We start from the raw sequence: 12,106 nt of genomic DNA on the forward strand, positions 1-12,106 counted from the left end.
CCAGGCATCAGCCGGCCGCAGCCACCAGTGTTTGGGTGTACGGCTGCTGTGGCGCGCTCAGGACAGCATCGCAGGGACCGGCCTCGACCACCCGGCCATCCTTCATCACCAGAACCTCATGCGCCATGGCGCGGATGACGTCCATGTCGTGGGTGATGAGCAGATAGCTCAGGCTGCGCTCACGCTGCAGGCGCTGCAGCAGACGCAACACCTGTTGCTGGACGGTCACATCCAGCGCACTGGTCGGCTCGTCCAGCACCAGAACGTCCGGTTCCACAATCAGCGCCCTGGCAATCGCCAGGCGTTGCCGTTGGCCGCCAGAGAACTCATGCGGATACCGGTGCAGCCAGGAACGGCCATCGTCGCGCTCGTTCAACAAACCCACTTCGCGCAGCATGGCCACGACGCGATCCCGTTTCTGGGTCGATGACAGCCCGGGCTCATGGATGCTCAGCCCTTCCCCGACGATCTGCTCCACGGTCATTCGGGGTGACAGGGAGGAAAACGGGTCCTGGAAGACAACCTGGACACGGCGGCGCAGGGCGCGGTCACGCCCGGCGGCTTTGGCCTGGGACCAACCATTGCCCACCACCATCAGCTCGCCCTCAGATGGCGTCAGCCCCAGCACGGCCATGGCCAGGGTGGTTTTGCCTGAACCTGACTCCCCCACCACGCCCAACGTGGCGCCACGCGGCAGCGTGAAGCTTACCGACCTGACAGCGTCGAACCTGCCCTTGCGGAACCACCCACGAACGCCCGGGATGGGCACCGGATACCCCACTGAAAGCTGACCAGCCTGCACCAGGGTGGTCGCGCCAGCCTGTGGCTCGATCACATCCCGGACCGGGCGGCTGTCGAGCAGGCGACGGGTGTAGGGATGGGTCGGCTGCTGGAAGACCTCGGACACCTTGCCCTGCTCGACGATTCGGCCCTGCTCCATGACCGCGACCCGGTCCGCGAACCTGCGCACGAGGTTCAGGTCGTGGGTGATCATCAGAACGCCCATGCCGTGCTCTCGCTGGAGTCGGTCCAGCAGGTCCAGAATCTGCCCGCGGACCGTCACATCCAGGGCGGTCGTCGGCTCATCGGCCACAAGCAGGCGCGGCTGGCTGGCCAGCGCCATCGCGATCATCGCCCGCTGGCGCTGCCCCCCACTGAGCTGGTGCGGATAGGCCGCAGCACGGCGCTCGGGCTCGGGAATGCCGGTCGACGCCAGCAAGGCGACCACCTCCCGCCCCGCCTCGGCGGGAGACATGCCCCGTTTGAGCTGCAGCACCTCGGCGATCTGGCTTCCCACCGGATAGAGGGGATTGAGGGCCGTCATGGGCTCCTGGAACACAAAAGACACCGCGTCGCCACGCAGGGCCTGCAACTGCCTTTCGCTCAGTGTCAGAAGATCGGTGCCTTCAAACTCGGCGTGACCAGCCACGTCAGCACCTTGCACCAGGCGCAGCAGGGACAGCGCCGAGACGGTTTTGCCGGATCCGGATTCACCGACCAGGGCCAGTTTTTCACCAACGGCCACCGAAAAATCAATGCCGTGCACCACCGGGCGCCCCTGGAAGGCCACCGACAGTCCTCTGACATCAAGAAGCGGTTTTGTCATAGATCCTGCTTGCGGGGGTCAAGGGCATCGCGCAACGCATCGCCGGTGAAGGTGAGCAGCAGGAGCGTGATCACCAGCACGGCAAACGTGGAGATCGAGATCCACCAGGCGTCGATGTTGTTCTTGCCCTGGCTCAGCAGTTCGCCCAGCGATGGCGTGCCCGGCGGTACGCCCAGCCCCAGGAAATCGAGGGAAGTCAGCGCCAGGATCGCGGCGCTCATGCGGAACGGCAGGAAGGTCACCACCGGCGTCAGGCTGTTGGGCAGCACATGACGCCAGATGATCTGGCCATTGGAGAGCCCCATGGCCCTGGCCGCCCGCACGTAGTCGAGCTGGCGGTTGCGCAGAAACTCGGCACGCACATAGTCGGCCAGGCCCATCCAGCCGAACAGTGACAGCAGCACCAGCAACAGGGCCACACTGGGGGCCAGCACCGCCGAGAAGATGATGAGCAGGTACAACTCGGGCATCGAACCCCAGATCTCGATGAAACGCTGGAAGGCCAGGTCGATCTTGCCGCCGAAGAAACCCTGAATGGCCCCCGCCACCACCCCGAGAAGCACACCGATGGCCGTCAACGCGAGGCCGAACAGGACGCTGACGCGAAAACCGTAGATCAGCTGTGCCAGCAAGTCGCGACCCCGATCGTCCGTACCCAGCCAGTTTGCTGCCGACGGAGGTGCGGGATTGGGCGCCTCGGCAAAGTAGTTCAGTGTCTTCGGGCCGTAGCGGTTGGTGGCGAACAGCGCCCAGTTGTCACCGCGGGTGATCTGGTCCTGGATGAACGGATCCAGGTAGTCGGTGGGTGTCTCGAAATCACCGCCGAACACGGTCTCGGGATAGTCGTTGACCAGTGGGAAATAGGTCTTGCCTTCGTAACGGACCATCCAGGGCCGGTCGTTGGACACCAGCTCGGCCGCCAGGCTCAGCAGCACCATCAGGATGAACAGCACGAGGCTCCAGTACCCCAGACGATTGCGCCGGAACCGGCGCCACGCGCGAAGGGCCGGCGATCCCGAGATCGTTTGTGGTGCTTCAGTCGAACTTGACACGGGGATCGACCCAGACATAGCAGAGATCGGACACCAGCTTGGTCAGCAAGCCGATCAGGGTGAACAGGAACAGCGTGCCCATGACAACAGGATAATCCCGCCGGATGATGCTCTCGTAACTCAGCAGGCCCAGCCCGTCCAGCGAGAACAGCGTTTCGATCAGCAGGGCGCCGGTGAAAAAGGCGCCGATAAAGGCTGCGGGAAAACCGGTCACGATCGGAATGAGGGCGTTACGGAACACATGCTTCCAAAGCACCTGCCGCTCGCTCAAGCCCTTGGCACGAGCGGTCATGACGTACTGTTTGCGGATTTCCTCCAAAAACGCATTCTTGGTCAGCATCGTGGTGACCGCAAAACTGCCCAGCACCATGGCCGTGACGGGCAAGGTGATGTGCCAGAGATAGTCGACGATGCGGGCACCCCAGGAGAGTTCCTCCCAGTTGGCCGACGTCAGGCCACGCAAAGGAAACCACTGCAACTGTCCACCAAAGATGACCAGAAGGGCCACACCCAGCACAAAGCCCGGTATCGCGTAACCGACCAGCACGATCAGGGTGGAGATCAGATCAAAGCGGCTGCCCGCGCGCACGGCCTTGGCCACCCCCAGCGGAACGGCCACCCCGTAACTGATCAGAAACGTCCACAAGCCCAGGGTGATCGACACCGGGAGCTTCTCCAGAATCAGATCGGACACCGACTTGTTGTGCATGAAGCTGGTGCCGAGATCAAAACGGGCAAAACGGCCCAGCATGTCGATGAAGCGCTGGTGGGCGGGCTTGTCAAATCCGTACAGGGCCTTGATTTCTTCCAGCCGCTTGGGATCCACGCCCTGCCCGCCACGGTACCCCATGCCAGCACCCTCCCCCGCTGCCGCTCCCGCGCGGGCTTCGGCAAGGTACTGCTCCACCGGGCCGCCGGGAACGAACTGGATGACGACAAAGGTCAGCAGGAGCACCCCGAACAGGGTCGGGATCATCAGGAACAATCGTTTGAGGATGTAGGCCCACATGGCTGGTTCCTGTTCAACGTGCCCACCAGGTCTGGATGGCCCAGCCTTCGCCAGTCGCATACGGCGGCATGGACGGAGGCGACGCCAGGCGCCACTGGTTGTACACCATCCGGTGGGTCCCGGCCGACCACTGGGGAATGAGGTAATGGCTGTGGGCAATGATGCGGTCCAGCGCCCGGCAGGCCGCCAGGAACGTGTCGCGTTGCCCGGCGTCGCTCATGCGTGAGATCAGATCATCGACCGCCGGATGACGAACCCCGGCGAAGTTGCCCGAATCATCGATGCCCGCGGCCGCGCTGCCGAACAGGTCGGCAAACTCAGCGCCCGGATTGTGCGTGCCGCCAAACGCCAGCGAGATGACGTCAAAGTCGAAGCTGCGCAGCCGCTGCTGGTACAGGGCAAAGTCCACCGGCCTGAAGCGCAGCTGCACGCCGATCTTCTCGAGATTGCGAGCCCATGGCGTGACCACCCGCGCCCCCGTCTCGTTGCTGTCCAGGTACTCCAGCACCAGCGGCTCCCCCCGCCCGTTGCGCAACGCACCATCGCGCCAGCGCCAGCCCGCCTCCTGCAACAAGGCCTGGGCGCGGCGAAGATTGGCACGCAGGCTGCTGTCTCCGTCGGTGCGCGGTGCGGCATAGGCAGGGCCAAACACGGCCGCAGGAAGTTGTGTGCGCCATGGGTCCAGCAACAACTGCTCGGCCGATGATGGCAACGCCTGAGCCGAACAGTCGGTGTTGCCGAACAGCCCCTGCACCCGCTGGTAGCTGTTGTAGAACATCTGCCGGTTCATCCACTCGTAGTCCAGTGCCAGGCCCAGCGCCTCGCGCACACGGATGTCATCCAGCGGCGGTCGGCGGGTGTTGAGGACATAACTCTGGAATCCGGTCGGCAGGCGGTGCCGGAATTCGGCCTTCACCAACTCTCCGGTGTCAAAGCGCTTGCCGTTGACGCGGCGGGCCCAGTCCCCGGCCGAGAAGAAGCGCATGAGGTCAAACTCACCTGCCTTGAGCGCTTCCAGCCGTGCCGTGCTGTCCTTGTAGATCTTGACCGTGATGCGGTCAAAATTGGCGGTACCCCGGCGCACCGGGAGGTCCTTGCCCCAGTAGGCCGAGTCACGGACATAGGTGATGTCCTTACCGAACTTGACCGGCCCGATGCGGTAGGGCCCGCTGCCAATGGGCAAGTCCATCACGACCTGGTCAAAGGTCTTGCGCTGCCCCGTCTTGGGGTCGGTCTCGTCACCCCAGTCACGGCTGAACACCGGCAGGCCGCCCACGGTCAGGGGCAGTTCCCGGTTCGGTTTGCGAAAGCGGAAGCGCACGGTCCGCTCATCCACCACATCCACGCCCGACACGTCGGCCAATATCGTCTTCCACGAAGGTGCGGTGTGTGGCCCCATCAGCGTGTCAAAGCTGTGTTTGACATCTGCCGCCAGCACCGGCTTGCCGTGGTGAAACCTGGCCTGGGGACGAAGCCGGAAAGTGGCCGACAGACGATCCGGGGCCACCTGAACATCTTCGGCCAGCAGTCCATAGCCCGACCCTGTCTCGTCCAGCGCGCCCGCCAGCAGGCTGTCGAACATGAGATCGGACAGGTAGGCCGGTGCGCTCCCGCGAAGGGTGAAGGGGTTGTACTTGTCGAAGGTGGACACCCGCAGGTTGCTGACCAGCCGGAGCTCCCCGCCCTTGGGCGCCTGGGGATTGACGTACTCGAAATGGGCAAAGCCCTCGGGATACTTCAGGTCGCCCCACAGGGCATAGCCATGGGCTGCACTGGCCACCCGCGCCGACAGCAGCAAGGCCCCCGCAAGGAGTCCCAGGAAGAGTCGCTCAAGAAGTCGCTGAAGGGCCACCGGTTTGCGCATGCGACAATTCTGCTGGAATTTTTCCTGGAGACTGACACATGGGTTTTCTTGCCGGCAAGAAATTGCTGATCACGGGCGTCCTGTCCAACCGTTCCATTGCCTACGGTATCGCGCGTGCCTGCCACGCCCAGGGCGCCGAACTGGCTTTCAGCTACGTCGGGGAGCGCTTCAAGGACCGCATTACCGAGTTTGCCGCCGAGTTCGGTTCCACGCTCGTGTTCGACTGCGATGTGGGGGACGACGCCCAGATCGATCGCTTGTTTGCCGATCTCGGACAGAGATGGGGCAAGTTTGATGGCTTCGTCCACAGCATCGGCTTTGCCCCCCGTGAAGCCATCGCCGGTGACTTCCTTGATGGCCTCTCGCGCGAAAGCTTCCGGATTGCGCACGACATCAGCGCCTACAGCTTCCCGGCCATGGCCAAGGCGGCACTGCCCTACCTGAATGAGCGCTCGGCCCTGCTGACCCTGTCGTACCTGGGTGCCATGCGCACCATTCCCAACTACAACACCATGGGCCTGGCCAAAGCCAGCCTGGAGGCTTCGGTGCGCTATCTGGCGGAGTCGCTGGGACCCCGTGGCATGCGCGTCAACGGCATCAGCGCGGGCCCGATCAAGACGCTGGCTGCCAGCGGCATCAAGGATTTCGGCAAGCTGCTGGGCATGGTGGCCAGCGCCTCGCCGATCCGGCGAAATGTCACCATCGAGGATGTCGGCAATGTGGCCGCCTTCCTGCTGTCCGATCTTGCGTCGGGTGTGACGGCAGAAATCACCTACGTGGACGGCGGCTTCAGCCAGACGGCAGGACTGAGCCGGGACAGCGAGGCCTGATTCACGAAGTTTGCGGCCCCACGAAAAAGCCACCCGGTCGGGTGGCTTTTTTTTCAGGTACCGGCTTCGGCGGCTTTCTTGAGCAAGCCGTACAACTCATCCTTCAGCGCAAGTTTCTCTTTCTTGAGAGACTCGATCTCCAACTGGGTACCCGGCTGGATATGGGCCTCCATGTTCTTGATCTGCTGGTCCAGTTCGTTGTGTTTGTCGAACAGGCGGGTGAAGTGATGGTCATGGCCCTTGAGGCGGGTAATCAGCTCGCGGTACTCGGGGAACATCCGGTCTCCTTGTCTTGGGTTTGGGACGGGATCTAGGTTACCCCTTTTTCACGCAGTCGGCAAAGTAGCTGACCGTGCCGTCCAGAGCCGTTTCCTGGACCAGCCCGTGAATGTCGGTCTCGAAACCAGGACAGGCACGCGCAAACTCCCGGTTGAACTTCAGGTAGTCCACGATCTTCTTGTTGAACACTTCGCCGGGAATCAGCAGGGGAATGCCGGGCGGATAAGGCGTCACCAGGCTGGTCGTGATGCGCCCCTCCAGATCGTCGATGGCCACGCGTTCGGTGGTGCGGTGCGCGATATGGGCGAACGCATCGGACGGCTTCATCGCGGGGGTCAGGTCGCTCAGGTACATGTCGGTGGTCAGGCGGGCCACATCGTACCTGGCGTACATCGAGTGCACATGCTGGCAAAGATCGCGCAGTCCCATCTGCTCGTAGCGGGGCTGCTTCGCGCAGAACTCCGGCATGATGCGCCACATGGGCTGATTGCGGGCATAGTCATCCTTGAACTGCTGGAGCGCGGTCAGCAGGGTGTTCCAGCGGCCCTTGGTGATGCCGATCGTGAACATGATGAAGAACGAGTAGAGCCCGGTTTTCTCCACCACCACACCGTGTTCGGCCAGGAATTTGGTGACGATCGATGCGGGAATGCCGGTGGCAGCAAAGTCGCCCTTGAGGTTCAGGCCCGGCGTAACGATGGTCGCCTTGATCGGGTCGAGCATGTTGAAGCCCGGCGCCATGTCGCCGAAGCCGTGCCAGTCCTCTTCGGTGTCCTTGTCGTCCTTCTTGCGGTTGAGCACCCAGTCGCTGGCCTGACCAACGCCTTCCTCGGCCAGCTCGTCAGGCCCCCAGACCTGGAACCACCAGTCGTCGGCACCAAACTCGGCCTCCACCTTGCGCATGGCGCGGCGGAAGTCCAGGGCTTCGGCAATGCTTTCTTCCACCAGCGCCGTGCCACCGGGCGGCTCCATCATGGCCGCGGCCACATCGCAGCTGGCGATGATGCTGTACTGCGGAGAGGTGGAGGTGTGCATCAGGTAGGACTCGTTGAACAGGTGACGGTCCAGCTTGGTGTTCTGCGAATCCTGCACCAGCACGTGGCTGGCCTGACTGATGCCCGCCAGCAGCTTGTGGATGGACTGCGTGGCGTACACCACCGACTGCTGCGGCCGGCCACGCTTGCGCCCCATCGCATGGAACGTGCCATAGAAGGGGTGGAAACCGGCATGCGGCAGCCAGGCCTCGTCAAAGTGCAGGTTGGCCACATAGCCGTCGAGCATGCCCTTGATGGTCTCGGTGTTGTAGAGCACACCGTCATAGGTGGACTGCGTCAGGGTCAGGATGCGTGGCTTGACCTTGTCGGCATCCACACCTGCCAGCAGCGGGTTGGCGCGGATCTTGGCCTTGATGGAATCGATCTCGAACTCGCTCTGGGGAATCGGGCCAATGATGCCGTAGTGGTTGCGGGTGGGCTTGAGAAATACCGGCACCGCACCGGTCATGATGATCGAGTGCAGGATGGACTTGTGGCAATTGCGGTCCACCACCACCACATCGCCTGGCGCCACGGTGTGATGCCACACCATCTTGTTCGACGTGGAGGTGCCGTTGGTGACGAAGAAGCAGTGATCGGCGTTGAAGATGCGCGCCGCATTGCGCTCCGATGCACCGATGGCGCCGTTGTGGTCCAGCAGCTGGCCCAGTTCTTCCACCGCGTTGCAGACGTCGGCGCGCAGCATGTTCTCGCCAAAGAACTGGTGGAACATCTGGCCCACCGGGGACTTCAGGAACGCCACACCACCCGAATGGCCGGGACAGTGCCATGAATAGGATCCGTCTTCGGCGTAATCCAGCAGCGCCTTGAAGAACGGTGGCTGGATGCCTTCCAGGTAGCTCTTGGCCTCGCGGATGATGTGGCGCGCCACAAACTCCGGCGTGTCCTCGAACATGTGGATGAAGCCATGCAGCTCGCGCAGGATGTCGTTGGGCAGGTGGCGGCTGGTCTTGGTTTCGCCATAGACGTAGATCGGCACCTCGGCATTCTTGCGTCGCACCTCTTCGATGAAGCTGCGCAAATTGAGCACCGCCGGATCCAGGTCGGGGCCGGGTGTGAACTCCTCATCGTCGATCGAGAGTATGAATGCACTGGCACGCGACTGCTGCTGGGCAAACTGGCTGAGATCGCCGTAGCTGGTCACGCCGACCACCTCGAAGCCCTCGGATTCGATGGCCTGGGCCAAGGCGCGGATACCCAGACCGGAGGTGTTCTCCGAGCGGAAGTCCTCATCGATGATCACGATGGGAAAGCGGAATTTCATGGCGTTCTCCAGCCTGGCACCATCGACAGGCGAAATATTGGATCCAAAACAGGCGCGAAGTGTACGGAATTACTGTGGCACCTTCCGAAAAATTCGCGGCCGTTTGTCGCAGAATGTGGTGGTTGCCCGACAGTCAACACCATACCCCAAGGAGGACTCATGAGCGAATCGACCGTCTGGTGGTTGCTGGCCGGCGTGCTGGTGGCACTGGAGCTGGCCACCGGCACCTTCTACCTGCTGATGCTGGCCGTGGGCATGGCCGCAGGCGCGCTGGCCGCCCATGCGGGTCTGCCTGTGACCGGGCAACTGGTTGTGTCCGCATTGGTGGGGCTGGCTCTCGTCGCTGGCTGGTACCTGATCAAGAAGCGCAAACCAGGTGATCCATCGGCCCGGGCCGAGCGCAGCGTCAACCTGGATGTGGGCGAGACGCTGCAGATCCAGCAATGGCAGGACGACCGCACGGCATCGGTGCGATACCGCGGCGCCCCATGGACTGCCCAGTTGCGCGAGGGGCTGCCGCCAGAACCCGGGGTGTATCGGGTGACGGAGCTCCAGGGCAACCGGTTGGTGGTCGACAAGGCCTGACACTTTCATTCATCAAACACAGGGGAAACCTCACATCATGGAAATCGCCGTTCTACTGTTTGTCATCGCTGCCATCTTCATCGTCCGCTCGATCAAAGTGGTTCCGCAGCAGAATGCCTGGGTCGTCGAGCGACTGGGCAAGTACCACGCCACACTCTCGCCCGGACTGAATTTCCTGGTGCCGTTCATTGACAAGGTGGCCTACAAGCACAGCCTGAAGGAAATTCCGCTGGACGTGCCCAGTCAGGTCTGCATCACCAAGGACAACACGCAGCTCCAGGTGGACGGCATTCTGTACTTCCAGGTCACCGACCCCATGCGTGCCAGCTACGGCTCATCCAACTACATCATGGCGGTCACCCAGCTGGCACAGACCACCCTGCGCTCGGTGATCGGCAAGCTGGAGCTGGACAAGACTTTCGAGGAGCGTGAAATGATCAACGGGCAGGTGGTCAACGCCATCGACGAGGCTGCGCTGAACTGGGGCGTCAAGGTGCTGCGCTACGAGATCAAGGATCTGACCCCGCCGGCAGAAATCCTGCGCTCGATGCAGGCCCAGATAACTGCCGAGCGCGAGAAGCGTGCGCTGATCGCCGCCTCGGAAGGTCGGCGCCAGGAGCAGATCAACATCGCCACGGGCGAGCGCGAAGCCTTCATTGCCCGATCCGAAGGCGAGAAGCAGGCCGAGATCAACAAGGCCCAGGGTGAAGCGGAGGCCATCAAGGCCGTGGCGGATGCGACCGCCCAAGCGATTGAACGCGTGGCCGCTGCCATCCGCCAACCCGGCGGTGAGCAGGCGGTGCAACTGAAAGTGGCCGAGAAGGCGGTGGATGCCTATGGGCGTGTGGCCAGCGATGCAACCACCACGTTGGTGGTCCCCAGCAACATGACCGAAGTCTCGGCCCTGATCACCTCGGCCATGAAAATGGTGAGCGTCTCCGGCAAGACTTCCAGCTAAGTGCCGATTGAACCTGCTACAATCAAAGGCTTCGCGGAGAGGTGGATGAGCGGTTTAAGTCGCACGCCTGGAAAGCGTGTGTGGGTTAATAGCCCACCGCGGGTTCGAATCCCGCCCTCTCCGCCACGAAACTAGCAAAAAGCGACCCCCGGGTCGCTTTTTTGTTGCCCGAAACACCCCGTGCCCGGTCCGAGAAACAAAAAAGCCACCGTCCGAAGACGGTGGCTTTTGCCGAGGATGCGATCGATCAGCGGATCACAGCCAGAGCGGAGCGGGCACCGGCCTTGTAAGTGTACAGGGTCAGGGCACCGTTCTTGATGTCACCCTTCTCGTCGAAGGTGATCGTGCCGGTCACACCCTTGTAGTTGGAAGCCTTGAGCGCCGGCAGGTACTTGACCGGGTCGGACGAGTTGGCCGTGACCATGGCGTTGACCATGACCTTGACCGAGTCGTACACATACGGGGCGTACACCTGAACGTCGGCACCGAACTTGGCCTTGAAGTCCTCACGGAACTTGTCCATGCCAGCCTTGGCTTCGCCTTCGACGCCACCGGCTTCCGCGCAGTAGACCTGGTCGTCGGCCATGCCGTCACCGGCCAGCTTCGGCAGCTCGCTCGAGCAGATGCCGTCGCCGCCCATGAACTTGGCGTTGATGCCCAGCTGCTTCATCTGCTTGAGCATCGGGCCAGCCACGGCGTCCATGCCGCCGAAGAACACCACGTCAGGCTTCTTGGCCTTCAGGGTCGTCAGGATGGCGTTGAAGTCGGTGGCCTTGTCGTTGGTGAACTCACGGCCCACGACGGTGCCGCCAGCAGCCACGACGCCCTTCTCGAACTCATCAGCCACGCCCTGGCCATAGGCGGTACGGTCGTCGATCACGGCGACGTTCTTGGCCTTCAGGCTTTCGATGGCGTACTTGCCCAGCGTGCCACCCAGGTGCACGTCGTCAGCCACGACGCGGAAGGCGCCGGGGTAACCCTGACGGGTGTACTTGGGGTTGGTGGCCGAGGGAGAGATCTGGGGAATGCCAGCTTCGTGGTAGAGCTGCGAAGCGGGAATGGTCGTGCCCGAGTTCAGGTGACCGATGACGCCAGCAACCTTGGCATCCACCAGTTTTTGAGCGGCAGCGGTACCCTGCTTCGGGTCACCGGCATCGTCTTCGGCCAGCAGCTCGAACTTGGCGGGCTTGCCATCGATGGTCAGGCCGGCGGCATTGAGCTCTTCAATGGCCATGCGGGCGCCATTCTCGTTGTCCTTGCCAAGGTGGGCGATGGCGCCGCTGGTGGGGCCCACGTGACCGATCTTGATGACCTGAGCTTCAGCGGCAGGAGCAGCAGCAGGAGCGGCGGCGGGAGCAGCAGCCGGCGCAGCCTCTTCTTTTTTGCCGCAAGCGGCCAGGGCAACAGCCGCTGCGAGTACGGCCAGTTTGAGGTTCAGTTGCATAAATGTCCTCGGAAAGGAATGAATGTTGATATGCGGAGGGAACTTTTCTCCACGTCCGTAAAGATACTGCAAAAACCCGAAGGGATTCACACAATAGGCCCAGGTCTGCACCTGTCTAAGGGTTAGTCCGAACCTGCATCACACATGCGAATGCTGTATT

The 12,106-nt window shown here is 62.5% G+C and carries 10 protein-coding genes and 1 tRNA gene; 4 read left to right on the forward strand and 7 right to left on the reverse strand.

Features of this window, described 5'->3' with window-relative positions; all coding sequences use genetic code 11:
- Positions 1-7 precede the first annotated feature (7 nt).
- The 4 genes from ACFQNJ_RS00110 to ACFQNJ_RS00125 are packed head-to-tail and all read right to left on the reverse strand — an operon-like array spanning position 8 to position 5,531.
- Positions 8-1,606, reverse strand: a complete 1,599-nt coding sequence (locus ACFQNJ_RS00110; RefSeq protein WP_382252965.1) for an ABC transporter ATP-binding protein — start codon at positions 1,604-1,606, stop codon at positions 8-10.
- Entirely contained in the window at positions 1,603-2,676 is a 1,074-nt protein-coding gene (locus ACFQNJ_RS00115) for an ABC transporter permease (protein WP_382252966.1), read from the reverse strand. Before ACFQNJ_RS00115 ends, ACFQNJ_RS00110 begins: the two co-directional genes overlap by 4 nt.
- Positions 2,642-3,667: a microcin C ABC transporter permease YejB gene (locus tag ACFQNJ_RS00120; protein ID WP_374639077.1), complete on the reverse strand. Its 1,026-nt coding sequence runs from the start codon at positions 3,665-3,667 to the stop codon at positions 2,642-2,644. The genes ACFQNJ_RS00115 and ACFQNJ_RS00120 overlap by 35 nt, the downstream gene beginning before the upstream one ends.
- Positions 3,668-3,680: 13 nt before the next feature.
- Complete coding sequence (locus ACFQNJ_RS00125) at positions 3,681-5,531, reverse strand: extracellular solute-binding protein (protein WP_382252967.1); 1,851 nt, start codon at positions 5,529-5,531, stop codon at positions 3,681-3,683.
- 38 nt (positions 5,532-5,569) lie between these two features.
- Between ACFQNJ_RS00125 and fabI the strand changes: the two genes are divergently transcribed.
- Positions 5,570-6,361: an enoyl-ACP reductase FabI gene (gene fabI, locus ACFQNJ_RS00130; protein ID WP_382252969.1), complete on the forward strand. Its 792-nt coding sequence runs from the start codon at positions 5,570-5,572 to the stop codon at positions 6,359-6,361.
- A gap of 53 nt (positions 6,362-6,414) precedes the next feature.
- Here fabI and ACFQNJ_RS00135 read toward each other — a convergent pair whose 3' ends face one another.
- On the reverse strand, positions 6,415-6,639 hold the full coding sequence (locus tag ACFQNJ_RS00135) for a YdcH family protein (RefSeq protein ID WP_374639080.1): 225 nt from the start codon (positions 6,637-6,639) through the stop codon (positions 6,415-6,417).
- 37 nt (positions 6,640-6,676) lie between these two features.
- Complete coding sequence (locus ACFQNJ_RS00140) at positions 6,677-8,959, reverse strand: Orn/Lys/Arg family decarboxylase (RefSeq protein ID WP_382252970.1); 2,283 nt, start codon at positions 8,957-8,959, stop codon at positions 6,677-6,679.
- A gap of 159 nt (positions 8,960-9,118) precedes the next feature.
- Here ACFQNJ_RS00140 and ACFQNJ_RS00145 point away from each other — a divergent pair, with 159 nt between their 5' ends.
- From ACFQNJ_RS00145 to ACFQNJ_RS00155, 3 genes are all read left to right on the forward strand, one after another.
- On the forward strand, positions 9,119-9,544 hold the full coding sequence (locus ACFQNJ_RS00145) for an NfeD family protein (RefSeq protein ID WP_374639082.1): 426 nt from the start codon (positions 9,119-9,121) through the stop codon (positions 9,542-9,544).
- Positions 9,545-9,581: 37 nt separating this feature from the next.
- Complete coding sequence (locus tag ACFQNJ_RS00150) at positions 9,582-10,502, forward strand: SPFH domain-containing protein (protein WP_382252972.1); 921 nt, start codon at positions 9,582-9,584, stop codon at positions 10,500-10,502.
- 35 nt (positions 10,503-10,537) lie between these two features.
- Positions 10,538-10,628 (forward strand) — tRNA-Ser (locus ACFQNJ_RS00155).
- A gap of 121 nt (positions 10,629-10,749) precedes the next feature.
- Here ACFQNJ_RS00155 and ACFQNJ_RS00160 read toward each other — a convergent pair.
- Entirely contained in the window at positions 10,750-11,946 is a 1,197-nt protein-coding gene (locus ACFQNJ_RS00160) for a branched-chain amino acid ABC transporter substrate-binding protein (protein ID WP_382252974.1), read from the reverse strand.
- Between the last annotated feature and the right edge of the window lie 160 nt (positions 11,947-12,106).

Origin of the sequence: Hydrogenophaga bisanensis (assembly GCF_042665135.1) — a bacterium.
Classification (GTDB): Bacteria; Pseudomonadota; Gammaproteobacteria; order Burkholderiales; family Burkholderiaceae_C; genus Hydrogenophaga; species Hydrogenophaga bisanensis.